This is a genomic window from Bradyrhizobium sp. AZCC 2262 (assembly GCF_036924535.1).
GTDB lineage: Bacteria > Pseudomonadota > Alphaproteobacteria > Rhizobiales > Xanthobacteraceae > Bradyrhizobium.
On sequence record NZ_JAZHRT010000001.1, the window covers coordinates 4,888,538 to 4,914,392 of the forward strand.

The following is a 25,855-nucleotide window of genomic DNA, read 5'->3' on the forward strand; positions in this document are numbered from 1 at the left end:
TGCTGTCTTGATCGGGGATTGTCACCTCTGGCCTTCTGCGATTTAAATGCCCGCCCCTTTCCCTGCCCTGAGGTCCTGTCATGTCGACATCAGATGATACCGCCAGCGCGCCCGCCCTGCTCCGGATCGAGGGCCCGATTGCCACCATCACCCTGAACCGGCCCGCGGCCTTCAACTCCATCAATCTGTCGATCGCCCAGAAGCTCGAGCAACTCGGCGCGGAAGTCGAGGGCAACGACGATATCCGCGTGCTGGTGATCGAGGGCGAAGGCCGCGCCTTCTCGGCCGGCGGCGATCTGCAGACCATTGGAGCAGCCGCCGCCAATGACACCGTCGCGCCCGTGGTAGGTGAACTGCTGAAACACTACCACGCCTTCATCGAGACGGTGCGGCGGATGCCGAAGATCGTTCTCTCCAGCGTCCACGGCTCCGCCGCCGGCGCCGGCATGGGGCTGGCCTTCGTCACCGACCTCTGCATTGCCGCCGATGACGCCCGCTTCACGCCGGCCTACGCCAAGATCGGCGTCTCGCCGGATGGCGGCAGCACGGTCGGCATGGTCGGCACCGTCGGCATCCGCCGCGCACTGCAGATATTTTTGGCCGAGGACAGTTTTACCGCACAGCAGGCCCATGAATGGGCCTGGTCGCCCGCGTGGTTCCGGCGGCAGAGTTGAAGGCCGAGACGCGCAAATTCGCCGAACGGCTGGCGCAGAATCCGCCCGGGGCGATCGCAGGCACCAAGTCGCTGGTCTACCAGGCCGCGGTTACGCCGACCAAGCAACAACTCGATGCCGAGGAAGCGAAGATCATCGACGCCATGCTCACCGAAGATTTTCGCGTTGCTGTGAAGAAGTTCACCAGCAAGTCGAAGTGAGACCGGTGGCGACACCGTCACGCTCTTTCATCTGCCTCCGCCACGGCACGCCGTTCAGGTTCGATAGGACGGGCGATGTGTGGCGCGTTGCGGAGGTAGATTAACGTCGCCCCACTCTCGATGTCGTCCCTGCGAACGCAGGGACCCATACGCCGCGGCAGCAATTGTTTTGGAAGACGTCAGCCGTCTCGCTTCAACCAATAGCACAACGCGGTATGGGTCCCTGCGTTCGCAGGGACGACGATCAATTCGGACAAATGTACCCTGTCCCTGACGGCGACTTGAAGCAACCGACCGATTCCGGAATCACCTGCTTCGGCAGCCACAGCACCACCTTCGGGAAATAGATCGTGAAGGTGATGGTCACCAGAAATACCACATAGATCGGCAGCGCTGCCCGTAATGCCTTGGAGAACGGGACGCCGACGAATTTCGAGGCCATCAACAGCACCAATCCGTATGGCGGCGTAATCAGCCCGAATGCCAATGTCGCGATCAGCACGACGCCCATGTGAACGGCGTTGATGTCGCCGGCCTGGGTCAGCGTGTTCACTAGCGGCATGAAGATGATGATGGTCGGCACCGGCTCGATGAAATCGCCGACTATCGTGAACAGCAGCACCAGCAACAGCATGATCAGATGCGGATCGTTGCCGGCGAGCGAGATGATCCAGTCGGCGATCACGGAGGCGCCGCGCAGGTAGGCCAGCATCCAGCCGAACGCATTGGCGGCGCCGATCGTGATCAGCGGCAACGAGAAGATCAGCCCAGCCAGGCAAAAATCATAGGGAATGTTCTTGAAGTGCCCGCGGTTGAGCGCGGGGATCACCACCGCGATGATCCAGATCACCGCGACGACGCCGGCTTCCGTCGGCGTGAAGGCGCCGGTCAGGATACCGCCGAGCAGGATGACAGGGATCATCAGCGGCAGAGCGGCGTCACCTGCCGCGAACACGATCTGGCGCAACGGCGCGCGCGGCCTGCGCATCCCGGTCGGTCCGAAGAAATAGCAGTAGATCATCAGGCCGAAGCCGATCATCAGCCCGGGCACGACGCCGGCCATGAACAGGCCGGCAATCGAGACGTTGCCTACTGCGCCGTAGACCACGGCGGTGATGCTCGGCGGCACCAGCGCCGCGATGGTGGAAGCGGCGGCGATGATCGCGGCGATGAAGGAGGGACTGTAGCCCTCCTTCTTCATCGGACCGCCCAGCGCGCGCGTCATCACGGCGACGTCGGCGGTGGTGGAGCCCGACATTTCCGAGAAGAACATCGAGAAGACGACCACGACCTGCGAGAGCCCGCCCCTGATATGCCCGACCAGCGACAGCGACAGGTTCGCTATTCGCACCACCACGTTGGCCGAACTCATGAGTTCGCCGACCAGGAGAAAGAACGGTATCGCCAGCAGCGCTTCGGAATCCACGCCGTCAAAGATCTTCTGCATGATGGCCGCGAGCGAGACGTCGGCAAGCAGCGCGCCGACGAAAACCCCGGCCATGAGCGAGAACGGCACCGGCACGCCGAGATAGCCGAAGAACAGGAAGCAGAACGTCATCAGGCCAAGAATGACGGGCGCGCTCACGGCTGCACCCTGTTCCGGAAGCTGGTGTCGGCCGGCGGAATGTCGCTGGCGTCCTCAAGCGGCGGCTCGGGATGGTCGAAGCCGTTGCGGATTCCATTGACGAGTTGCTCGACGGTGAACAGCGCGATCAGTGCGCCGGACAGCGGGATCGCGGCATAGAGCGAGGCGATCGGCGTATTCGACGGCAGCCGAAAACTGCCGAAGCCCCTGAGATAGTTGATATAGCCGTAATAGATCAGAACCCCCGCCACAGCGAGCACCACGACGCGGATCAGGATTTCGACGATCAGCCGCGGCGTGCCATGCATCGCCTCGGAGACCGCCGTCAGATAGAGATGATCGTTGCGGCGCGTGGCGACCGCGGCGCCGATGAAGATCGCGTAGATGAACAGCGTCGAGGTGGCTTCCTGCAGCCATAGCCATGGATTGCCGAGGGTCCGCGTGACGATATCGGCCGTGACCGAGAGCGAGAAACCAAAACACAGCACGCCGCAGACGATCATCAGGAACAGTTCGAGCCGATCGAACGCCCGCCACTTCAAATGATGCTGGCGCTGCAGCACCAGCTTGTCGGCAATGGACATCTTGACTTCACACTCTCTGTCGTCGTCCCTGCGAACGCAGGGACCCATAACCACAGTTGCTAATTGTTTTGCGGAAAATCGGCTAACCGATCGCTCAACCGACGGGCCGCGGCGTATGGGTCCCGGCGTTCGCCGGGACGACGTACGGATAAAATGCTAATTGATCGCCCGGATCAGCGTCTTGATCTTGTCGGCGTGCGGGCCGAGATCCTTGGCGAGCTTGTCGAGATAGGGATCGGCGATCTTCTGGAAGCTCGCCTTGTCGACGTCCTTGACGATCTTGACGCCCATTTTCTCGAGCTTCGTCGCGGCCGTGTTCTCCAGGTCGAAAGCCCGCTTCGGCTCCTGCACGCTGACGTCCCGCGCGGCGGCAAGCACCCACTTCTTCTGCTCGTCACTGAGGCTCTGCCAGAGCTTGTCGCTGATCCACACGATGCAATTATTGGCCTCGTGCCCGGTCATCGACAGCACCGGCGCGACTTCATAGTGCTTGTTGATCAGATAGACGTTGACCGCGTTCTCGCCGAAATCCACCACGCCGGTTTGCAGCGAGGTGTAAACGCTGCCGAACGGCATGTGTACCGTCTGGGCGCTGTAGGCCGGGAACATCATGTCCTCGGTCGCGGTCGCCTGAACGCGGACCTTCAGGCCCTTCATATCCTCCGGCTTACGCACCTCCTTCTTGCCGTACATGTTCCGGAAGCCCTGGGTGCCGAGGCCGATGGCGTGAATGCCCTGCGTGGTGCTGTCGATCATGTCGCGAACGGCTTCGAACACCTTCTCGTCGCCGAGCGCCTTGATGTTGTGTTCTTCCGAGCGGAACAGGAAGTGCAACGACATCACGCCGGCCTGCGGCGAGATCGTCGACGTGTTGGCGGATGACACGACCGCGAAATCAAGATCGCCGGCTTTCACGAGCTGCAGGAGCTGGGGCTCCTGCCCGAGCTGCGCGCCGGGAAACTGGTCGACCAGCATCGTACCCTTGCTCAACTCCTTCAGCTTCGCTGAAAAAATGTCGTAGGCGATGCTGTAGCCGGAGTTGAGTTGCTGGTCGTGCGCGAAGCGATAATGCTTGGCGTCCTGCGCGGCTGCACCGGTAGCGAGCATGACGACCGCAGCGGCGATCGCCGCGAATATCGATTTCCCTGGATTCCCCATGACGCGTTTCCCCCGTTGGTTTGATTTTTCCCAATCAAACCATCAGGGCAGCGAGATTGTCAATAAAGTATCGGGATTATCTCCCAGGACGGGCCATATCGTCAGCCTTCAGGCGATAATTGTCGATAATTAAGAACCGCAGAGGCTAGTCCTTGCCCTGCCCGCGCATAAAGTCGAAGTCGCAGCCTTCGTCGGCCTGCAGAATCGTCTCGTTGAACAGGTGCGCGTAGCCGCGCCTGGCCCATTCGGGCGTGACGGCTGGCGCAAGCGCCGCGCGGCGCTTCGCAAGCTCCGCTTCGTCGACCAGGAGATCGATGCTGCGTTTCGCGACATCGAGGCGGATCATGTCGCCGTTCCTGACCAGCGCCAGCGGACCGCCCACGGCGGATTCCGGCGTGATGTGCAGCACGATGGTGCCGAACGCGGTACCGCTCATGCGCGCATCCGATATCCGCACCATGTCCTTGACGCCGCCGCGCGCGAGCTTCTTCGGGATCGGCAGATAGCCCGCCTCCGGCATGCCGGGCGCACCCTTGGGGCCGGCATTGCGCAGCACCAGCACGTCGTCGGCGTTGACGTCGAGATCGGAATCGTCGACCCGCAGCGTCATGTCCTCGACGGATTCGAACACCACGGCGCGGCCGGTATGCTGCAGCAGCTTTGGGCTTGCCGCCGATTGCTTGATGACCGCGCCACGCGGCGCGAGGTTGCCGTGCAGCACCGCCATCGCGCCTTCAGCCTTGATCGGATTGTCGCGCGGCCGGATGGCGTCCTGTCCCGGTACCTCCTCGGCGTCGGCAACGACGTCGCGCAGCGTTTGCCCCGTAATGGTTTTGGCATCGAGGTCGATAAGATTGCCGAGTTGCGCCATCAGTTTGGGCACGCCTCCGGCATGATGGAAATGCTCCATGTAATGCTCGCCGGACGGTTTCAGGTCGATCAGCACGGGCACCTCGCGGCCGAGCTTGTCGAACGCTTCGAGATCGATGCGATGCTTGGTGCGGTTGGCGATTGCCGTCAGATGAATGAGCCCGTTGGTCGAGCCACCGATCGCCTGCAGCACCACTTGTGCGTTCTGGAACGAAGTAGCCGTCAGCAATTCGCTCGGCTTTGGCCCCTTCGTCCTGGCCATCACGGCCGCCACCCTGCCGCTCGCCTCCGCCGAGCGAAAGCGCTCGGCATGCGGCGCGGGGATCGTCGCGCTCATCGGCAGCGACAGACCGAGCGCCTCGGTGATGCATGCCATGGTGCTGGCGGTGCCCATCACCATGCAGGTGCCGACAGAGGGTGCCAGCCGGCCGTTGACGGCTTCGATTTCAACGTCGTCAATTTCGCCGGCACGATATTTTCCCCACAGCCGCCGGCAATCCGTGCACGCCCCCAGCACTTCGCCCTTGTGATGCCCGACCACCATCGGCCCCACCGGAATGACGACGGTTGGGAGATCGGCGGAGACCGCTGCCATGATCTGCGCCGGCAAGGTCTTGTCGCACCCGCCGATCACGACCACGGCATCCATCGGCTGCGCGCGGATCATCTCCTCGGTGTCCATCGCCATCAGGTTGCGAAGATACATCGAGGTTGGAAACGCAAAGCTCTCGGCGATCGAGATGGTCGGGAACACCATCGGCATCGCGCCCGACAGCATCACGCCGCGCTTCACCGCTTCGATGATCTGCGGAACGTTGCCGTGACAGGGATTGTAGTCGCTGTAGGTATTGGTGATGCCGACGATTGGCCTGTTCAGCGCATCATCCGAATAGCCCATCGCCTTGATGAAGGCCTTGCGCAGGAACAGCGAGAAGCCAGCATCGCCATAACTCGTCAGTCCCTTGCGAAGTCCGTCGGCCATTTTCTTGCTTCCTGTCGTCGTGGATGGGCACTTAAGAAGCCCGTTGGATTATTGTCAATATTTGATTATTCAGCACTGCAATGGGCCATTTTGCCCGAAAATCCAACGGTATTATTGACAATATCAGAGGCGTATGCTGACTACCGGCCATGACCGGAAACGCGCGCCCATGAACCAGCCTTTGCGCATTGGCCTGATCGGCGCCGGCATGGTGAGCCGTCATCATCTGATTGCCTGGGCGACTATACCAGATCAGGCCCGCGTCGTGGCGATCGCCGATCCCTTCGCTGAAAACGCCGCACGTCGCGCGACCGAGTTCGGGATTTCGCAAACCTACGCCAGCGCCGAGGCAATGCTCGCGACTGTGACGCTCGACGCCATCGATATCGCGGCCCCCCGCGAGATGCACGCGCCGCTGGTGCGGCTCGCCGCCGCGAAACGATTGCCGGTGCTTTGCCAGAAGCCGCTCGCACCCAACCTGCGGGAGGCAAGCGACCTCGCCGCCGAGGTCGAGGCTTCGACGCGCCTGATGGTGCACGAGAACTGGCGCTTTCGCGGCTATTATCGCGATGCCGCAGCGTGGCTGCGCGAGGGACGCATCGGCCAGGTCAAACAGGCCCAACTGACGCTGCTGACATCGGGCGTGTTGCCGGGGCCGGACGGGCTTTGTCCGGCGCTGGAGCGGCAGCCCTTCATGCGTCGGGAACGGCGCATGCTGGTCGCGGAGGTGTTGATCCATCATCTGGACACGCTCCGCATGCTGCTCGGGCCGCTGCAGGTGACGGCGGCGCAACTCTCGCGTTCCAGCGATCTTCTCGTCGGCGAAGACGGCGCGGTGATCCAGCTTGCGACCGGCAGCGGTGCGGGCGTTACAGTCTTTGCAAGCTTCGCCGCCCACGGACATCCGGCCGCGCAGGTCGACCGGCTGGAGATTCTCGGCGATGCGGGCGCAATCCGGCTCGACGGACCATCGTTGACCTGCTCGGGCGCGTCGCCCGGCGAGCGCACCTATGATCTCCCCACCGAGTATCAGGGTTCCTACAACCGGACGATCGCGCATTTCGTCGACGCGCTCCGCGACAATAAGCCCTTCGAGACGGCACCGCAGGACAATCTCGAGACCTTGCGCCTGGTCGAGGATTGCTATCGGCTGTCGGGCTGGGAGGCCTTGCGATGAAGCCGCAGGAAGCATTGACCGAACCATCCGCGCCGACGCGCGAGGAGGAACAGGCCGAAGTCATCCGCCGGCTGGAAGAGGACATCATCTTCGGCCGCTTCGCGCCGGGTTCGCGGCTGGTCGAGGACACGTTGATGACGCGCTACGGCGCCAGCCGGCATTTCGTGCGGCAGGCGCTGTTCCAGCTCGAACGCCAGGGCATCGTGCTGCGCGAGAAAAACATTGGCGCCACGGTGCGGTTCTATTCATCCGAGGAAGTGCGCCAGATCTACGAGGTGCGGGAAATGCTGACGCGGCAGGCGGCATTGATGATCGCCTTGCCCGCCCCCGCCGGCCTGATCGCGCAGTTGAACGAATTGCAGCGGCAATATTGCGCCAAGGCCGACGCGCAGGATTTGCGCGGCATTCACGAGGCCAACGACGCCTTTCACGTCGCGCTGTTCTCGGCCTGCGGCAACCCGTATCTGGTGCACTCACTGCAGGACTACATGAACCTGACGCTGCCGATGCGCGCCAAGAATCTCGCCGATAAGGAGGGACTGGCGCTATCCCGCCGCCAGCACGAATTGATGATCGAGTTGTTGAAAGGCCGCGACAGCTGGGCGCTGGCGCAGCTGTGCGTTGATCACATGCAGTACAGCAAGTCGGACTATCTCGGCCGCATCGCGGGAGATAAGAGCGAATAGTTGGCCGTCATTCCGGGGCGATGCGCAGCATCGAACCCGGAATCTCGAGATTCCGGGTCTGGTCCTTCGGACCATCCCGGAATGACACTCAGAACGTCACTTCTTCCAATCCACGATCCCACCCTTGTCGCCGTCGAACTCCATGCTGCAGAACGTACCGCCCTGGTAGTAATCGCCGACGGGATCCGGCTTCAGCTTGGCCTGCTCGGCCATCGCGTGCTCGCGGAAATCTTCGCCACGGCCGGTCGGCCGGTAGCCGAGTTCGTAGGCGCGATGGTTGTCCCACCAGGCACGCTCGTTATAGGAGGCGCCGTAGAAGATTTCGAAGTGAATGTCGGAATGATCGAGCCCGATGTGGCAGAGCTGCACCAGATCCTCCGGCTTCAGCCAGATCGACAGGCGGCGATGATCCAGTGGCATCTCGCCGAAATTGCCGATCCGGATACAGGTGACACCAAGCCCGTGCTTGTCGGCATAGAGCGCGCCGACCGCTTCGCCGAACACCTTGCTGACGCCATAGCGGCTGTCCGGCCGCGCGGTGACGTCGGTGCCGATCCTGTGATGGCGCGGGTAGAAGCCGACCGCGTGGTTCGACGAGGCAAACACCACGCGTTTGACACCCTTCTTGCGCGCCGCCTCGAACAGATTGTAGCCGCCGATGATGTTGGATTGCAGGATCGAATCCCAGGGCCCTTCGACCGAATAACCGCCGAAATGCAGGATGCCGTCGACGCCTTCGCAGATCGCCTCGACCTGGACGAGATCGGCGAGATCGGCCGCCTTGAATTGCTCGTTCTTGCCGAGATCGGCCGGCGCCGTCAAATCGCTCAGCAGCAGGTCCGGATAGATCGGCGGCAACAGCTTGCGCAAGGATGTGCCGATCCCGCCGGCGGCGCCGGTCATCAATATGCGTGGCATTTCGTTCCTCTTATCTCTCGACCGATTTGCGGTCATTAGCTGACAATGATAGCAAATCCAACTGTCAGGGAAACGCAACAACGAGAACAGCAAATGTCCGATGCAGCATCGCACTCAGCCGGCTGGCGACCAGCGACGTATTACCCCGATCCGGCCATCCACGCACTCGACCCGCGCTTTGAGAAGTATTGGCTCAAGCTGTCGGCGGTGGAGCGGCTGACCACCGGGCTGCGCTGGGCCGAGGGCCCGGTGTGGTTCGGCGATGGGCGCTACCTCCTCTGCAGCGACATCCCAAACCAGCGCATCCTCAAGTGGGAAGAGGAGACCGGCGCGGTCAGCATCTTCCGCAAGCCGTCGAACTTCGCCAATGGCAACACCCGCGACCGCCAGGGACGGCTGGTCACCTGCGAGCACGGCGGCCGCCGCGTCACCCGCACCGAATATGACGGATCGATCACGGTGCTGATGGACTCCTTCAACGGCAAGCGGTTGAACTCGCCGAACGACGTCGTCGTGAAGTCCGACGGCTCGATCTGGTTCACCGATCCGGTGTTCGGCCTGCTCGGCAATTACGAGGGCTACAAGGCCGAGCCCGAGATCGACATGAACGTCTATCGGATCGACGGTGCGACCGGAAAGGCCACCATCGTCGCCGAGGGCGTGCTGGGCCCGAACGGGCTCGCCTTTTCGCCGGATGAAAAAATCCTCTATGTCATCGAGTCCCGCGGCGTGCCGACCCGCAAGATCCTCGCCTATGACGTCTCGCCTTCCGGCGACAAGCTTTCCAACAAGCGCGTGTTTGTCGATGCCGGACCAGGCACGCCGGACGGTTTTCGAGTCGATATCGACGGCAATCTGTGGTGCGGCTGGGGCATGGGCGATCCCGAGCTCGACGGCGTCGTGGTGTTCGCCCCCGACGGCGTCATGATCGGCCGCATCGCGCTGCCCGAGCGCTGCGCCAATCTTTGCTTCGGCGGCCTGAAGCGCAACCGACTGTTCATGGCCGCGAGCCAATCGATCTACGCGCTCTACCTGAACACGCAAGGCGCGCCGGGCGGATAGGTCCGCGCGCCCTTCAACGCCGCTTCACCCCTTCTTTTCCTGTGCGTCGGCGGTCTGCTTGGCGAGCGCGTCTTCAAACGCCTTTTCCAGCGTCGCGGCATAGGCGTTGAACTCGCCGGGATTGACGAACGGATTCGGCGCGCCATCCGAGAGCATGGCACGCTTGTCCTGCATCCTGTACATTTCCGGATGCGGCGCGAGCAGCACATCCACTTTCATGTCCTTCGCCCGCGCGAACGTCTTCCTGTAATCGGTAACGATCCCGGAATAGGTCGGATTGCCGACGAGCCGGTTCAGCGCCACGGTGCCGCTGCAGAAGATGAGCACGGAGCGCGTTGCGTCGCCATCCTTCACGGAGAATTCCCAACTCGTGCAGCCCGGCGAATGGCCGGGCGTTTCGCGGGCGGTTAGAGTCACGTCCCCGACGCTGACCGTGTCGCCTTCGCGCACCGTTCGGTCCACCTTCACCGGCGGAAATGCCAGCGCGGTGTCTTCCTGCGCGCCCGGATAATAGCCGCCTTCGAGCAGTGGCTTGTCGGCTTCGCCTGCGATCATCTGGGCGCCGCTGGCCTGTTTCATTTCGGCAAGGCCGCCGGTGTGATCGATATGCGCGTGGGTGTTGACGAGGTATTTGATGTCGGTGACCTTGAAGCCGAGCTTTTCGATGTTCGCCTTGATCTGGGAGGTTGCTTCCGGCATCACCGTATCCACCAGGATATGGCCCTGCGGCGATGTGATCAGGTAGGACGCCAGGCCGTCGGTTCCGACATAATAGACGTTACCGATCATCTTGAACGGCTCGGTCGGCGTGTTCCACTTGACCTTGAGGGTTTCGAGCAGATCCTTGACGGTCTGGGCCTGTACTGTTCCGGTCAGCGACACCAGCGCGACAAGCACAACGACGATTTTCTTCACGGGCATCCTCCATTTTTTCTTTGTTGCGTCGTCGCCGTGTCGGATGCGGCATCGACGTTGAGTGTTAGCCTGACGATGATTCTGGTCAAAAAAATGCCGGCCGCTTTTCGGCGGCCGGCATCTTTCACGATCGGCGCGAGCGCCGCATCAATTTACGCCGCGTTGTAGCCGGCAACCGCCTTCACCTCGAGATATTCCTCGAGACCGTACTTGCCCCACTCGCGGCCGTTGCCGGACTGCTTGTAGCCGCCGAACGGCGCGGTGCGGTCGTTCGGCACGCCCTGCAGGTTGACGTTGCCAGCGCGGATCTGCTTACCGACGCGACGCGCGCTTTCAACGGTGTCGCCGGTGACGTAGCCGGCGAGACCATAGGGCGTGTCGTTGGCGATCTTCACCGCCTCGGCTTCATCCTTGGCGCCGAGGATCGTGAGCACCGGTCCGAAGATTTCCTCCCGCGCAATCGTCATGTCGTTGGTGACGTCGGCGAAGATGGTCGGACGGACATAGAAGCCCTTGTTGACGCCCTCGGGCAGACCGGGACCGCCGGCGACCAGTGTCGCGCCTTCGTCGATGCCCTTCTTGATCAGCGCCTGGATCTTGTCCCACTGGATGCGCGACACGACCGGGCCGATGGTGGTGCCTTCGGCGCGGGGATCACCCGCTTTGGTCTTGTCAGCGACGCCCTTGGCGATGGCGGCGACTTCCTTCATCTTCGACAGCGGCACGATCATCCGCGACGGTGCGTTGCACGACTGTCCGGAGTTGTTGAACATATGCATCACGCCGCCGGTGACGGCCTTGGTGAGGTCGGCGCCTTCGAGGATGACGTTCGGCGACTTGCCGCCCAGTTCCTGGCTGACGCGCTTCACGGTCGGCGCGGCGCGCTTGGCGACGTCGACGCCGGCGCGGGTCGAACCGGTGAACGAGATCATGTCGATGTCGGGGTGTTCGCTCATGGCGGCGCCGACTTCCGGGCCGAGACCGTTGACGAGGTTGAACACGCCCTTCGGCACGCCGGCTTCATGGAGGATTTCCGCGAAGATCAACGCCGAGCTCGGGGTGAACTCCGAGGGCTTGAGGATCATGGTGCAGCCGGCGGCGAGCGCGGGTGCGACCTTGCAGGCGATCTGGTTGAGCGGCCAGTTCCACGGCGTGATCATGCCGATGACACCGACCGGCTCGCGCACGACGACGGCCGAACCGACCGTCTCCTCGAAATGATAGTTCTTCAGCACTTCCAGCGTGGAAGCGATGTGGCCCAAGCCGGCGCCGGCCTGCAGGCGTTCGGCCATCGGCAGCGGCGCGCCCATCTCGTCGGAAACGGCGGCGCCGATTTCCTTCATGCGGCCCTTGTAGACCTCGATGATCTTTTCCAAGAGCGCGACGCGCTCCTCGCGGCTGGTCTGCGAATAAGTCAGGAAGGCGCGCTTGGCGGCGGCCACGGCCTTGTCGAGGTCGGCCTTGGAGCCGAGCGCAACTTCATACATCGCGTCTTCGGTCGCCGGGTTGACGACGGGGGTGGACTTCTTGACGACGGGATCGACCCAGGCGCCATCGATGTAGAATTGCATGCGATTGACCATCGGAAACCTCTTTATCAGGGAGTAATGAGGGGGAACGGTAGCGTTCGGCAGGCATCCTTGCACGAAAGCCAGGGCAGTTGAACCCGCCATATGCGGGGTGCCGCGTTGCGGCAGGCGCTGGATATAAGGTCACCGGCGTGGAGGTGGCAAGGTGCTTACTTTCGCCGTCGTCCCTGCCCGTAGCCGTCGTCCTTGCGAACGCAGGGACCCATACGCCGTGTCCTCTCTTTGGGGCACGCGGACAGATACTGCCTTGAACAATTACTCCCTGTGGTTATGGGTCCCTGCGTTCGCAGGGACGACACCTACTGTTACACCACCCCTTACCGCTACACCGCCATCTTGCGGTGCCGCACCGGCGCTCCCACCGTGAGGCTTTCCGCCGCGTCGATGATGGCGTTGGCGTCGATGCCGTAGTGGCGGTAGAGGTCGCCGATAGTACCGGTCTGGCCGAACTGCTCGACGCCGAGCGCCTCGGCGCGGTGGCCGCGCACGCTACCGAGCCAGCCGAGCGCGGCTGGATGACCGTCGATCACGGTCACGATGCCGCAGTCGCGTGGCAGCGGCGCCAGCAGCCTTTCGACGTGGCTGAGATACTGGATGCCACGGCGGTCGCGCCGCAAATTCCGCGCGGCGGACCATCCACCATGCAGCCGGTCGGCCGAGGTTACCGCCAGTAAACCGACATCGCGGTGGCTTTCGCCGATGAAGCCCACCGCCTCGATCGCCTCCGGCGCCACCGCGCCGGTATAGGCGATCACGATGTCGCAGTTCGGGCCCGGCTCGCGCAGCCAGTAGGCGCCCTCGGTAATGTCCCGTTGCAGTTCCGGCGCCATGATGCGCTGCGGCTGGTCCAGCGTGCGGGTCGAGAGCCGCAAATAGACCGAACCGCCCTCGCCGGCTTCGCGCTGCATGTGGCGAAAACCCCATCCCATGATCACGGCAAGTTCATCGACGAAGGCCGGTTCGAACGAGGCCAGCCCATCCTGCGCCATACCGATCAGCGGCGTGGCGATCGACTGGTGCGCGCCGCCTTCCGGCGCCAGCGTGATACCGGATGGCGTCGCCACCACCATGAAACGGGCGTCCTGGTAGCAGGCGTAATTCAACGCATCGAGGCCGCGCTCGATGAAGGGATCGTACAGCGTGCCGACCGGCAGCAGCCGCTCGCCATTGATCGCATGCGACAGGCCGAGCGCCGAGAGCATGATGAACAGGTTCATCTCGGCAATGCCGAGTTCCAGATGCTGACCCTTGGGCGAATAATCCCAGTTGAAGGTCGACGGGATTTTCTCCTGCCGGAACAGATCGTGGTTCTCCGCCTTGGCAAACAAGCCGCGGCGGTTGACCCAGGCGCCGAGATTGGTGGACACGGTGACGTCAGGCGACGCGGTGACGATCCGCGCAGCCAGTTCGCTATCGCCGCGTGCGAGTTCATTGAGCATCAGCCCAAAGCCTTGTTGGGTGGACATCTGCGCCGCCGGCTTGAAGGCAAGCTGTTGCGGAACGTCGATCACGGGCGCGCTCAGTCGGCGGCGGCCTTCCTGATTGAAGGGCGCTGCCGCCAAAAATGCTTCGAGTTCGGCCGGCGCCTGCGACAGGCCTTCGAACTTTTCCCATTCATGGCCAGGACGGATGTTCTGCGCGCTGCGCCACTTCTCCATCTGCGCAACCGTCATCAGGCCCGCATGGTTGTCCTTGTGGCCCTGCATCGGCAGGCCGACGCCCTTGATGGTGTAGGCAATGAAACAGACCGGCCGATCGTGATCGATCGCCTCGAAGGCTTCGATCATGCTGGCCATGTCGTGGCCGCCGAGATTGGACATCAACGCCAGCAACTCGTCGTCGCTGCGGCGGTCGATCAGTTGCGACACCTGCCCCTGATCGCCGATGTCGTCCTGCAAATGCTTGCGGAAGGCCGCCCCGCCCTGGAAGCACAGCGCCGCATACATCTGGTTCGGGCAATTGTCGATCCAGCGCCGCAAGGCCTCGCCGCCGGGTTCGGCGAACGCCGCCTGCATCAGGCGGCCATATTTAACGATCACGACTTCCCAGCCGAAATTGCGGAACATGGACTCGAACTTCGCCCACAGCCCTTCGCGCACGACGGCATCGAGGCTCTGGCGGTTGTAGTCGACCACCCACCAGGTATTGCGCAGGCCGTGCTTCCAGCCCTCCAGCAGCGCCTCAAAAATGTTGCCCTCATCCATCTCGGCATCGCCGACCAGCGCGATCATGCGCCCCTCGGGCCGGTCCTTCATCCAGCCATGCGCAGTGACGTAGTCCTGCACCAGCGAGGCGAACAGGGTTTGCGCGACGCCGAGACCGACCGAGCCGGTGGAGAAATCGACATCGTCGGCATCCTTGGTGCGCGAGGGATAGGATTGCGCGCCCTTGTAGCCGCGGAAATTTTCCAGCTTCTCGCGGGTCTGGTGACCGAACAGGTACTGGATGGCGTGAAACACCGGGCTCGCATGCGGCTTCACCGCGACGCGGTCCTGCGGCCGCAGCACCGAGAAGTACAGCGCCGACATGATGTTAGCGAGCGAAGCGGACGAGGCCTGATGGCCGCCGACCTTCAGCCCGTCGACATTGGGCCTGACATGGTTGGCATGATGGATCGTCCATGACGACAGCCAGAGAACTTTCCGTGCCAGCGCGGACAATAGTTCAAGGCGTGCAGGCTCGATGGGCATGGCAATGCTCCGACGGTTAGTATGCGCCGATTTTAGCGGGCGTGCAGGCACCAAAAATCTCAAATTATCGCGACATACACCCCAATGTTGGGATAAAATCCCGCGTCCAGCCTCCAAACCATGGGTTCATCCCAATGCATGCCCTCGACGCCATCGACCGCAAGATCCTCAGCCTGCTGCAATCCGACAGCCGCATGACCATGCAGGAGCTTTCCGAGAAGGTCGGCCTGTCGGTGTCGCCCTGCCATCGCCGGGTCAAACTGCTGGAAGAGCGCGGCGTCATCACGCGCTACATCGCGACCGTCGATCAGAAGTCGTTGGGCCTCCACGTCAGCGTCTTCATCTCGATCAAGCTGGCGCGGCAGAAGGAAGAGGACCTCAACCGGTTTGCGAAGGCGATCTCGAAATGGGACGAGGTGCTGGAGTGCTATCTGATGACCGGCAACCGCGATTACCTGCTGCGCGTCGTGGCCGCCGACCTCTCCTCTTACGAAGCGTTCCTGAAGAACAAGCTGACGCGGCTCGACGGCATCGCCTCGATCGAGTCGAGCTTTGCGCTGAGCCAGGTGAAGTATTCGATCGCACTGCCGGTGTAGCACAGCTCTCCCCCCGTCATGCGGTCCCGTAGGATGGGTGGAGCGCAGCAATACCCATCAAGGCCGGTGCATGTGGCGATGGGTATCGCTGCGCTCCACCCATCCTACGAAAACACACTTTCGCGTTCTCGCGGCGCTGGTCGCCCGAGGTTTGCTGGAGAACTTCCCGCCCTCCAATCAGAGGGCGCAGGGAAGACCGGGTGCTTGCTGCACCCGCGGTCTCGCGTGCGAATTGCGCAAACAAAAGTGCACACGAGCATACAGGGCAGCGGGAGCATTCCGGCCTTCCCTGCGCAATGGCTTTACGGCTTACTTCGTGCTCTTCCCGGAGAACGGCTCTTTTGCCTCCGTCGCCAGCGAGACAGATCCCGCCAACTTAACGCCAGCACCGCGGCGCCCGAACCACACGACTTCACCGTACGCTTCAGGCACGTACGTCTCGCGCCATTCACGTCCATCGCATCTCACCGCGCGTTCGTGACGATGGCCAACGCCCCTCATCCGCCGTGAGACAAGCGGAGTTATGGGACTGATTTGGGTGAGAACGAAAGCAGAATATTTTTGCAAAAGAGGCTGGACAGGTTTTGGGTGATTTGCCCGTCGTGCCAGTTTGTCGCAGGCCACCGCATGAAGTTGCGCTTGTGGTCCGAAGCAAATCAGTCCGCAGGGCCCAGCGGAATTGTAGCCCGCATGAGCGCAAGCGATATGCGGTGATAGCGGTTCCCGGGTGTCGCTACGCTCACCCGGGCTACGCGCATGATGATGGGAACGTCGCTAACGCGCCTTTGCCCAGCTCGCGAATGCCATTCTCTGCCATGACCGTTTTCGCGGGATTTGCGTCATTTCGAAACGAATATGACGGCAGTAGACTCGATTCAATCAGGTGAGCATCGGATCAGGAAGAGCATGAAATCGCGACGTCTGTTGTGGAGCGCCCTTGGCGCATTTGTATTTCTGATCGCGATCGGCGGAGTCTGGATTCTTTCGCTGCCGGCGGCGCCTTCCGTCGCAGCGCCGCCGCCGATCGCGCAGGACGAGCGTGATGCGACGATTGCGGCGCTGAAGCCGCCGAAGCGGCAGCGCCCGCTGGTCGCCATCATCGGCATCAACGACGCCACCGAGACCACCGATTACCTGATGCCCTACGGCATCCTCACGCGCGCCGATGTCGCCGACGTCGTGACGCTGGCGACGGCGCCCGGCCCCATAACGCTGTTTCCGGCGCTGAAGGTCGAGCCACAGGCGACCATCGCGGAATTCGATGCGCGGCATCCCGATGGCGCCGACTATGTCATCGTCCCCGCCATGAGCCGTGACGACGATCCCGAGGCGCTGCAATGGATCCGGAACCAGTCGGGCAAGGGCGCGATCGTCATCGGCGTTTGCGTCGGCGCCAAAGTGGTCGGCGACGCCGGGCTGCTGGATGGCAAGCGGGCGACCACGCATTGGTATTCCGTCAAGGAATTGCGCGGGAAGCATCCGTCGATGCGCTATGTCGAAGACCGGCGGCTGGTGGTCGATGACGGCGTGGCAACCACGACCGGCATCACGGCATCGATGCCGATGTCGCTGACGCTGATCGAGGCCATCGCCGGCCGCGACAAGGCCAAGGCGGTCGGCCGGGAGATCGGCCTCCCCGAGTGGGACGCGCGCCACGAGAGCGACGAGTTTCGCTTCACACGGCCGTTCGCGCTGACGGCGATCGGCAACACGGCGGCGTTCTGGGCGCACGAACGGCTCGGCATCGAACTCAAGCCTGATATCGACGAAGTGTCGCTGGCATTGGTCACCGATGCGTGGTCACGGACCTATCGGTCGCAGGCGGTGACGTTCGCGCGCACGGCTGATGCACGACAAACCCGCAACGGCATCCGCATCTATCCCGATCAGGTCGCGGCGAGCTGGCCGGCGGAACGCCTGCTGCCGTCTGTGGGGAATCGAAAACCAGCGGAAGCGCTGGACGATGCCCTGCACGGAATCACCGCCCGCTACGGGACGCGCACGACCGATTTCGTTGCGATGCAGCTAGAGTATCCGAGACGCCGGGCGACGCAGTGATGGTCCGTAGATTCCATGGGGCGGTGAGCGTGCCCTTTCCGGTAGGTTTGGGTTTCCACACTCGAACCATCGGAGAGCCAGATGCAAGCATCGACCGTAGACACGCCCACCGCCGGGCATTGTGGCACGATTTTCGTTGCGATTGAACTGAGCCAGAAGAGCTGGCTGGTAACGCTGCACAGTCCGGACAAAGGCAAGATGTCGCGTCACAAGCTGGAGGGCGGCGATCATGCTGCGCTGCTGGCGCTGATCGGTCAGGTTCGGGAGCGGGCGGCCCGGGCGCTGGGAGCCGTTCCGGCGGTGGTGAGCTGCTACGAAGCGGGCTACGACGGGTTCTGGCTGCATCGGCTTCTGCTGGCTGCCGGGATCACGAACTACGTGTTTGACCCTGCGAGCATAGCGGTGGATCAGCGGGCACGGCGGGTGAAGACCGACCGGATCGATGGCGAGAAGATGCTACGGACGCTGATGGCGTATCTGCGCGGTGAGCCGCAGGTGGTGCGGATCGTGCGGGCACCTGCGCCGGAGCAAGAGGACGCCCGCCGCACCAGCCGTGAACGCGGCCGGCTGATCAAGGAGCAAACCGCGCACACCACCCGGATCAAGGCGCTGCTGCGATTGTTGGGCATGGCGGTGGGGAACCCGCGCCGGCGTGACTGGCTGAGCTGGCTTTCGGCGCAGCGGGATTGGCAGGGCCAGGCGGTGCCGCCACGGATGCTGGCGGAGATCAGGCACGAGCACGCACGGCTGATGCTGGTGCGCGAACGGCTCGAGGAACTCGCACAGGCGTCGGCTCAAGCGGATCCGGCACCTGCGGCGGCGCAGATGACCGAGCGCAGCGAACTGTTGCTCCGGCTCAAATGCCTCGGTCCGGCGTTCGCGACGACGCTGACCAGCGAGGTGTTCTACAAGGACTTTCGTAATCGGCGTGAGGTCGCGAGCTATTTCGGGCTGACGCCCAGTCCATGGCAGAGCGGCGGGACCGACCGCGACCAGGGCATCAGCAAGGCGGGCAATCCACGCGCCCGCTGCGCCGCGATCGAACTGGCCTGGCTGTGGCTGCGGCATCAGCCGGAGAGTGCGCTCACCCGATGGTTCCGCAGCCGCACCCACAACAATGCCAGCAAGCGCAACAAGCGCATCGCCATCGTGGCCTTGGCGCGCAAGCTGATGGTGGCGCTCTGGCGCTACCTCACAACCGGCATGGTTCCCGAAGGAGCCGTGCTCAAGGCCGCGAAGGCGTAAACGTTTCAAGCAACGCGTCAGCGTCGCGGCGTCGGCCGCGGTCAGCGCGGAATGGATGATGACCGTGCCACCCTTGGGCCAAATCAACAGGCCGCTTCGTAGATGGGTCTCATCCTCATGGCTTCCTCGCCGCATGCATGCGGAATGTGGGTACCGGGCTGCAAAACGCCCGACCGGATATGAGGTGATGCAGTGAGATGCTGCATAAATCGCCGGAAGCCAGTTCCTGAGCGCACCGACCGCGGCGGCACGCTGCGCTACGCATGGCTCCGCGCGCCGCCGCTCCACCGAATGCAAAAAATCACATCCAAGCCCCGGTCGGGATGCTTGACTCAAAAGCCCTCATATGAGGGTGGGCAAGCGTAGCGTGCCCACCCTTACAACACGACTGCGGATGAATGGTGGGCACGTCGCTGACGCTCCTTTGCCCACCCTACGCAGCTACGCTGTCGATCACCGCCACGGCTCGACGATGATCTTGGTGTGCGCTTCCGGGTTGGCGAGATCGGCGAACGCCTTGGCGACGCCGTCGATGCCGACGCTGGCGGTCACCATCGAGGCGGCATCGACCTGCCCTTCCGCAATCAGGCGCAGCGAATAGGCAAATTCCTCCGGCGTGTAGCCCAGCACGTATTGAACGTTGAGCTCCTTCAGGATGCCGAGCATCGGTTCGGCACGGTCGGTTTCCATGCAGACGCCGACCACGACGACGCGTGCATCACGCGGCGCGCCCTCGAACACCTGCTGGATCAGGCCGGGCACGCCGACGCATTCGAAGATCAGCGCAGGTTTTAGCGCCGGCAACAGCGCCTGCAGCGGCGGGCGCGCGGCCTTTTCTTCCGGAGACATCTGGGCATGCTCGGCCCACGTCGCATAGGGTTGCGTGCGCGAAGGGTCCACGACCACGTCGGCGCCGAGCTTTTCGGCGAGCGCGCGGCGGGCCGGCGAATAGTCGGCGGCGACGATCGGGTGCAATCCCCTGATCTTCAGCGCCGCGATGACGGCGAGGCCAACCGGCCCGCAGCCGATCACCAGCGGCACCTCGCCGCCCCTGATGTTGGCTTTTGCCACCGCATGCACGCCGACTGCGAGCGGCTCGGTCAGCGCGGCGTGCTCGGCGGCGAGGCCGTTCGGGACTTCGAGCAGCAATGCCTCGCTGAGCAGCATGCGTTCGGCATAGGCGCCGACATTGTCGTTGGAGTAGCCGATGCCCTGCGGGCCTTCCGCGGTCAGCAGCGCCGGCAGCGAACAGACTTTGGCGCCGGGCTTGAACTTGCCGGTGGTGCCCGGACCGTAGTCCAGCACCTCGCAGCAGAATTCATGGCCGAACACGACATCGCGGGACAGGTCCATCGGCTTGCGGCCGGGAAAATGTTTTGCAAGTTCGACCATGCGATGTGCGTGCTTGCGCGCATGCAGGTCGGAGCCGCAGATGCCGCAGGCCAGTGACTTGACCAGAACCATGCCGGGCCCCGGCGTGGGTTCCGGCATCTGATCGACGACGATCTCGCCGTTTCGAAAAATGGCTGCGCGCATGGTTCCTCCCGGTGATTTTCTTTCACCTTAGAGCCTGACTGAAAAAGGAGCCAGCATTCTCGGGCGCCTTCTAATGGCTTGAAATCGATTCATTTTCCGTCACGGCCGGGCTTGTCCCGGCCATCCACGTCTTTGTCACTGCGAGGCCTTTAAGACGTGGTTGCCCGACACATCTAGCGCGAAGACGCGCTTCTGCATCGCAAACGACTTGTCGGTGCGCACGCCGAGTTCGGTGCGCGAGGCCGTGACGTCCTTGGCCGCCTAGTTCAGCGCGAATGTACCGGAGCCCACCAGTACCTGCTCGGCATAGGCCGGCAGGCTGTAGGTGGTGAACTGGCCGGCGGCATAGGGCGTGATGCCCATCCATGGCGTCACATAGCGGTAGCCGCCATCGGTGCGGCCGGACCAGGCGTTGGCATTGAACTGGGCGCGCAGACGCTCGAAGTGGCCGCGCAGGATCAGGCGTTGGGCGACGGCTCGCCGGACACCGACAGAAGCTGCGACCGCCGCACCCGCTCGCGATGGGCGGTGTAGAGTCCGCTGGCGACGATGAAGGCGGCGCCGGTGACGGTGTAGACGTCAGGGACTTCGCCGAAGATCAGGAAGCCGAGGATGCTGACCCACAGCAACTGCGTGTAGGAAAACGGCGCCAGCACGGAGGCGTCGGCATAGCGGAACGCCAGCACCACGATCCACTGGCCTGCAGTCGAGGCGACGCCGATGAAGATGCCGAAGGCGATGTCGTGCCAGGTCGGCGTCACCCAGACGAACGGCACCAGTGCCGAGAGAATGCAGACGCCCACGATCGACGAATAGGCCATCACGGTGATGGCGCGCTCGGTGCCGCTCATCATCCGCGTGATGATCAGCGTGCAGGCCCAGGCCAGCGCCGAGACCAGCGGAAAGAACGCCGCGGGATGAAACGCACCGGTGCCCGGGCGCAAGATGATGATGACGCCGACGAGGCCGACGCCGGTCGCGATCCAGCGGCGCAGGCCTACCTTTTCGCTGAGGAAGATGATCGACAGTGCGGTGACGAGCAGCGGGGCGACGAAGCCGGTGGCGGAGGCTTCCGCAATCGGCAAGAACCGCAGGCCGGAAATGAAGAACAGCGACGAACCCAAAATCGTCAAGCCGCGCAGCAGATGCAGGCCGAGCCGGTTGGTAGCCATCGCAAAGAGGGGGGAACCCGGCATCATCGCCGGCATCATGATCAGCGCGAACACCAGGAAGCGGATCCATGCGATCTCGATCGAGGGCAGTGTCGCCGAAAGATATTTCGCCGTGACATCGGAGGCGCCGAGAAAGACCGTCGAGGCCAGTATCAGCGCGATGCCCTTGAACGGCCGATCGGCGCGCGCGGGCGCAGTCGGAGCGGCGGACCTCTTCTCGGGCAAAGGTATTGTAGCGCTGTCCAGCCTCGCGGCTGCGGCGGGGGGCGGTGTCACGGCAATCTCGAAAGGCAGTAATGATCGACTCGGGCGAGGTTGTAAAAAACACCAATTCGCTCCGTGCGACTAGGTCCGAAAACAGGATGCGGATATGCGCTGAGGGGACGATTGCAACACTTTGTTAAGGACGGTGAGACGCAGGGCTCCGTCGTCATCCTGAGGTGCGAGCGGAGCGAGCCTCGAAGGATGAGCGGCCCTACCTGTGGCCGTCGTCCTTCGAGACGCGCTTCGCGCTCCTCAGGATGACGGATTACAGGAGCGCGCTACAGCATCGGGAGACCGCGTGGCTTGGGCCCGCGCGGAAAGGCTTTGTCGAGCGCAGCGATCTCGCTATCGCTCAATTTCAACTTTCCGGCAGCCGCATTGTCCGCGGCGTGTTCCGCGCTTGAAGCTTTCGGAATCGCCAATACCGATGGCGCACGCGTGAGAAACGCCAGCGCGATCTGGCGCGGGGTCGCCTTGTGCGCATCTGATATCGTCTGCAGCACCTCGCCGCCCCTGCGGCGCGCGGACGGAAAATCATTATGTCCGAACGGCGAATAGGCGACGACGGCGACGCCGTGATGCTCGCACCACGGAATCACCGCGTGCTCGATGGCGCGCTCCTGCAGATGATAGAGCACCTGGTTGCAGGCGATCTTGCCCTCGCCCGCCACATCGAGCAGTTCGTCGAGATCGTCCGAGTCGAAATTGCTGACGCCCCAGGAGCGAATTTTTCCGCTTCTCACCAGTTCGTCGAACGCCGCCACCGTCTCCTCGAACGGACACGAGCCGCGCCAGTGCAGCAGATAGCAATCGAGATGATCGGTCTTCAGCCGCCTCAGCGAACGCTCACAGGCGGTGATGGTGCCGCGCCGCGAGGCATTGCTCGGCAACACTTTTGAGACCAGAAACAGTTTTTCACGCGGCAGCCCGGCGATCGCATCCGCGATCACGAGTTCGGCCTCGCCATACATCTCGGCGGTGTCGATGTGGGTCATGCCGGTTTCGATACCCCGGCGAAGTGCGGCGACGGCCGCCTTGCGATCGCCGCGATCGAGATACCAGGTGCCCTGCCCGATCACGGAGACATCAGGGCCGTTGCCGAATTTTTTCTGCTTCAAGATCACCTCAACTTGGGTTGATGCCGACCAGACGGCGACGACGATGCAGCGCGAGCGTGTTCTCCGCCGGCAGACCGCGCAGCCAATCGCGGAAGCTTGATATCTCGGGACAATCCGCGGTGCCGGCAGGCGCAATCAGCCAATCGCCGAGCCCGGAGCCCTCCGTCACGCGATCGCAGCGGTAGCCCGGATGGTGGCCGAGACCGCGGGCGATCAGCACATCGACCTTGCCCTCGATCAACTCGTGCAAGCCCGCGGGCTGCAACACCCGCAAGCCGATTTCTTCGTGGCTTGCGCGAAACGCCGCCAGCTCCAGACGGCGCAGATCGAAACTGCCGTGCAAGCCGAGCTGCAGCAGCACCGCCCCTACCGGCTTCAATTTTTCGGTCGCATTGGCGATGCGGCGAAAGCCGCCGGAAATCTCGGGCAAATAGGCCTGGCCGGCCTCGGTCAGGACGAGCTGCTTATGCAGCCGCTCGAACAGCCGTACGCCTAGACGCGCTTCCAGCGCCTTCACCTGCTGCCCCACGGCGGCAGGCGTCACATGCAGCTCATGCGCGGCCAGCTTGAAGCTGAGGTGTCGGGCTGCGGCTTCGAACGCACGGAGCGCATTGAGCGGTGGAAGGCTGTAGGTCATCGCAGCCCAGTTTGTCACTGATAGGCGCCAGCCTTGCAATAGATTTTCTTGCGCTGGACCGCAGCAACAATGCTTTGCGCGGCGGCACTGCGGCCGGTTACGGTCGGCCCGCAAATCGGAGATCCCATGCCCCGCCGTTTAGATCATCTCGTCATCTGTGTCCGCGATCTGGCGCAGGTCGCGCCGGATTGGCAAACGCTCGGTTTCAGCCTGACACCGACCGGCGTGCACCCATTCGGAACCAGCAACCGCCTGGCGATGTTCGGGAACAATTTTCTGGAGCTGCTGGCCGTCACCGATGTGGCGGCGGTGCCGCCGGCTGCATCAGGCCGGTTCAGCTTCGCCGCCCACAACCGGGATTTTCTCGCCACCGGTGAGGGAATGTCGATGCTGGCGATGCATAGCGCCGACGCCTACGCCGATGCGGCGCGCTTCAAGGCCGATCACATCGGCGACTACGCGCCGTTGGATTTCGGCCGTGATGCGGTGCTTCCGAGTGGCAGCGCGGCGCGCGTTGAGTTCTCGCTGGCCTTCGCCACCGATCCCGCGATGCCCGGGATCGCGTTCTTCACGTGCCAGCAGCGTCATCCGCCGGAACTGTTCTGGAAGCCCGAATATCAGCGCCACCCCAACGGCGCCTTGCGCGTGATCGAGATCGTGATGTCGGCGCCGGAACCGGCGGCGCACCGCATTTTCCTCGAGTATTTCACGGAAAGCGCAGCCGAGCTTGCGCCCGGGCGATTGACGGTCGGCGCTCGCGGCGACCAGATCACCGTGCTCGGCCCGGCCGAGACAGCGCGCCGGCTGCCCAGCCTCGCCGCCGCACCTTCGCCGCGCTTTTGCGCCGCGCGTGTGGCGGTCACCGATCTGGATGCGACAAAGCGGGTTTTGAAAAACAACGGGGTCGGCTTCGAGGTGACCGATGCTGCGCTGCTGATTCCACCCGCGGCGTCGCATGGTCTGGCGCTGGAATTCGTCGAACAGGAGACAATCTGACATGGCTCAAATTGTCAGGCACAATCCCGCAAGCGTCCACGCCCCTTCCAGCGGCTACAGCATGGGACTGGAGGTTTCCCAGCATCGCCGGCTGCTGTTCGTCAGCGGCCAGGTGCCGGAACAGCCTGATGGCAGCGTGCCCGAAGGTTTCGAAGCACAATGCGAGCAGGCCTGGCGCAACGTCATCGCGGTGCTCGCCGCCGCCGGCCTCGGCGTCGAGCATCTGGTCAAGGTCAATACGTTCCTGACCGACCGAAGCCAGGTCGTGGCCAACCGCGCTGTTCGCCGCAAGATGCTGCAAGGAAATGAACCCGCGTCCACCGTGATGATCGCTGAAACCGTCGACGGCAAATGGTTACTGGAAATCGAGGCGATCGCTGCGGAATGAAACGCGAAGGCTGATCCTGCGGAAGGACATCGCATGGGCGAAATTCATCCATTTTATCAGGCGCATCGCGGCGCAATGGAAGCCGCCATGCGCCAGCGCCTCGATCTTGCCGAGACGATGTTGCGCGAACGCGCGCATCTCGCGGATTTGGACAAAGTCAGACAAGATGTGATGGATGAGTTCGAAGTCGTGCTCCGCCAGATGCCTTATGTCGGTGGTGCGGCTGGCCGCATGAGCGACTTCTTCATGCGCTTGACGGGCTTTATGGCTATCGGGCGCGTGCTCCGGCGGCATGGCGTTGCTCTCCCGATCATTGGCGATATCGAGCGAGAAAGTTACAAGGCTCAATTGCTGACCGTGCCGGAGGCCGAACGGCTCGCTTCGGGACGTCAGTTCATGTCGCGGGAGAACCAATCCTTGCTCCGCGAGCAGGCAGCAAAAAGCCTGGCGAACGAATATCCAGAGGATTTTGTCTACGATTTCGTCGAGCCAGGGCCCGGCGACAGCTTTGAATTCGGTATCGATTACAAGGCTTGTGGCTTCTGCAAATTCGCCGCGCGTCACGGAGACAAGGAAATCCTCCCACACATTTGCGGACTTGATTTCGAGGCCTACGCAACGCGTGGCATTCGTTTGGAACGAACCCAAACGCTGGCTGGCGGCGCCAGCCACTGCAATTTCCGCTTCTCCCGCCTCGAAACAAAGTAGGACATGCCGGCTGATCGGTTTGACACCCGGTCGTGGGTTGGAGCGGC

General features: G+C 63.0%; 21 protein-coding genes and 2 pseudogenes. 10 read left to right on the forward strand and 13 right to left on the reverse strand.

The window, feature by feature from the left end; translation table 11 throughout:
* Positions 1-80: 80 nt before the first annotated feature.
* Positions 81-874 (forward strand): annotated as a pseudogene (locus V1283_RS23200) (enoyl-CoA hydratase/isomerase family protein).
* A gap of 244 nt (positions 875-1,118) precedes the next feature.
* Here V1283_RS23200 and V1283_RS23205 read toward each other — a convergent pair.
* From V1283_RS23205 to V1283_RS23220, 4 genes are all read right to left on the reverse strand, one after another.
* Positions 1,119-2,459 (reverse strand): TRAP transporter large permease, encoded by a 1,341-nt coding sequence (locus V1283_RS23205; RefSeq protein ID WP_334388791.1) that lies wholly within the window; start codon positions 2,457-2,459, stop codon positions 1,119-1,121.
* Positions 2,456-3,043: a TRAP transporter small permease gene (locus V1283_RS23210; protein ID WP_334388792.1), complete on the reverse strand. Its 588-nt coding sequence runs from the start codon at positions 3,041-3,043 to the stop codon at positions 2,456-2,458. The genes V1283_RS23205 and V1283_RS23210 overlap by 4 nt, the downstream gene beginning before the upstream one ends.
* Positions 3,044-3,199: 156 nt before the next feature.
* Positions 3,200-4,201, reverse strand: a complete 1,002-nt coding sequence (locus V1283_RS23215; RefSeq protein WP_334388793.1) for a TRAP transporter substrate-binding protein — start codon at positions 4,199-4,201, stop codon at positions 3,200-3,202.
* A 145-nt stretch (positions 4,202-4,346) separates the two neighbouring features.
* Entirely contained in the window at positions 4,347-6,053 is a 1,707-nt protein-coding gene (locus V1283_RS23220; protein ID WP_334388794.1) for an IlvD/Edd family dehydratase, read from the reverse strand.
* A gap of 169 nt (positions 6,054-6,222) precedes the next feature.
* Here V1283_RS23220 and V1283_RS23225 point away from each other — a divergent pair, with 169 nt between their 5' ends.
* On the forward strand, positions 6,223-7,230 hold the full coding sequence (locus V1283_RS23225; RefSeq protein WP_334388795.1) for a Gfo/Idh/MocA family protein: 1,008 nt from the start codon (positions 6,223-6,225) through the stop codon (positions 7,228-7,230).
* Entirely contained in the window at positions 7,227-7,916 is a 690-nt protein-coding gene (locus tag V1283_RS23230) for a GntR family transcriptional regulator (protein WP_334388796.1), read from the forward strand. The genes V1283_RS23225 and V1283_RS23230 overlap by 4 nt, the downstream gene beginning before the upstream one ends.
* A gap of 96 nt (positions 7,917-8,012) precedes the next feature.
* Here the strand turns inward: V1283_RS23230 and V1283_RS23235 are convergent, their stop codons facing one another.
* The gene (locus V1283_RS23235; protein WP_334388797.1) at positions 8,013-8,834 is read right to left on the reverse strand and encodes an NAD-dependent epimerase/dehydratase family protein; all 822 of its coding nucleotides are present in this window, start codon (positions 8,832-8,834) and stop codon (positions 8,013-8,015) included.
* 93 nt (positions 8,835-8,927) lie between these two features.
* Between V1283_RS23235 and V1283_RS23240 the strand changes: the two genes are divergently transcribed.
* Positions 8,928-9,896 (forward strand): SMP-30/gluconolactonase/LRE family protein, encoded by a 969-nt coding sequence (locus V1283_RS23240; protein WP_334388798.1) that lies wholly within the window; start codon positions 8,928-8,930, stop codon positions 9,894-9,896.
* Between the two features lie 24 nt (positions 9,897-9,920).
* Here V1283_RS23240 and bla read toward each other — a convergent pair whose 3' ends face one another.
* From bla to V1283_RS23255, 3 genes are all read right to left on the reverse strand, one after another.
* Positions 9,921-10,811: a subclass B3 metallo-beta-lactamase gene (bla, locus tag V1283_RS23245; RefSeq protein WP_334388799.1), complete on the reverse strand. Its 891-nt coding sequence runs from the start codon at positions 10,809-10,811 to the stop codon at positions 9,921-9,923.
* A gap of 152 nt (positions 10,812-10,963) precedes the next feature.
* Positions 10,964-12,394 carry an aldehyde dehydrogenase family protein gene (locus V1283_RS23250; protein WP_334388800.1) on the reverse strand — a complete coding sequence of 477 codons (1,431 nt, stop codon included), beginning with the start codon at positions 12,392-12,394 and terminating at the stop codon, positions 10,964-10,966.
* A 329-nt stretch (positions 12,395-12,723) separates the two neighbouring features.
* Complete coding sequence (locus tag V1283_RS23255) at positions 12,724-15,090, reverse strand: transketolase (RefSeq protein ID WP_334388801.1); 2,367 nt, start codon at positions 15,088-15,090, stop codon at positions 12,724-12,726.
* 134 nt (positions 15,091-15,224) lie between these two features.
* Between V1283_RS23255 and V1283_RS23260 the strand changes: the two genes are divergently transcribed.
* The 3 genes from V1283_RS23260 (at position 15,225) to V1283_RS23270 (ending at position 18,989) form a co-directional block, all read left to right on the forward strand.
* Positions 15,225-15,686, forward strand: coding sequence for an Lrp/AsnC family transcriptional regulator (locus V1283_RS23260; protein ID WP_192734786.1), 462 nt, complete (start codon positions 15,225-15,227; stop codon positions 15,684-15,686).
* 906 nt (positions 15,687-16,592) lie between these two features.
* Complete coding sequence (locus V1283_RS23265) at positions 16,593-17,744, forward strand: DJ-1/PfpI family protein (RefSeq protein WP_334388802.1); 1,152 nt, start codon at positions 16,593-16,595, stop codon at positions 17,742-17,744.
* Positions 17,745-17,825: 81 nt separating this feature from the next.
* Positions 17,826-18,989 carry an IS110 family transposase gene (locus tag V1283_RS23270; protein WP_334385105.1) on the forward strand — a complete coding sequence of 388 codons (1,164 nt, stop codon included), beginning with the start codon at positions 17,826-17,828 and terminating at the stop codon, positions 18,987-18,989.
* A 453-nt stretch (positions 18,990-19,442) separates the two neighbouring features.
* Here the strand turns inward: V1283_RS23270 and V1283_RS23275 are convergent, their stop codons facing one another.
* The 5 genes and pseudogenes from V1283_RS23275 to V1283_RS23295 form a co-directional block, all read right to left on the reverse strand.
* Positions 19,443-20,525: a zinc-binding dehydrogenase gene (locus V1283_RS23275; protein WP_334388803.1), complete on the reverse strand. Its 1,083-nt coding sequence runs from the start codon at positions 20,523-20,525 to the stop codon at positions 19,443-19,445.
* 198 nt (positions 20,526-20,723) lie between these two features.
* Positions 20,724-20,963, reverse strand: a pseudogene (locus tag V1283_RS23280) (autotransporter domain-containing protein); the annotation flags it as partial.
* Positions 20,964-20,983: 20 nt separating this feature from the next.
* The gene (locus V1283_RS23285; RefSeq protein WP_334388804.1) at positions 20,984-21,973 is read right to left on the reverse strand and encodes a DMT family transporter; all 990 of its coding nucleotides are present in this window, start codon (positions 21,971-21,973) and stop codon (positions 20,984-20,986) included.
* 266 nt (positions 21,974-22,239) lie between these two features.
* Positions 22,240-23,079: an aldo/keto reductase gene (locus tag V1283_RS23290; RefSeq protein ID WP_334388805.1), complete on the reverse strand. Its 840-nt coding sequence runs from the start codon at positions 23,077-23,079 to the stop codon at positions 22,240-22,242.
* A 7-nt stretch (positions 23,080-23,086) separates the two neighbouring features.
* Positions 23,087-23,716, reverse strand: a complete 630-nt coding sequence (locus tag V1283_RS23295; RefSeq protein WP_334393151.1) for a LysR family transcriptional regulator — start codon at positions 23,714-23,716, stop codon at positions 23,087-23,089.
* 126 nt (positions 23,717-23,842) lie between these two features.
* Between V1283_RS23295 and V1283_RS23300 the strand changes: the two genes are divergently transcribed.
* The 3 genes from V1283_RS23300 to V1283_RS23310 are packed head-to-tail and all read left to right on the forward strand — an operon-like array spanning position 23,843 to position 25,808.
* Positions 23,843-24,712, forward strand: coding sequence for a VOC family protein (locus tag V1283_RS23300; protein WP_334388806.1), 870 nt, complete (start codon positions 23,843-23,845; stop codon positions 24,710-24,712).
* 1 nt (position 24,713) lies between these two features.
* Entirely contained in the window at positions 24,714-25,100 is a 387-nt protein-coding gene (locus V1283_RS23305) for a RidA family protein (protein ID WP_334388807.1), read from the forward strand.
* Positions 25,101-25,133: 33 nt separating this feature from the next.
* On the forward strand, positions 25,134-25,808 hold the full coding sequence (locus V1283_RS23310) for an L-2-amino-thiazoline-4-carboxylic acid hydrolase (protein WP_334388808.1): 675 nt from the start codon (positions 25,134-25,136) through the stop codon (positions 25,806-25,808).
* Positions 25,809-25,855: the final 47 nt, after the last annotated feature.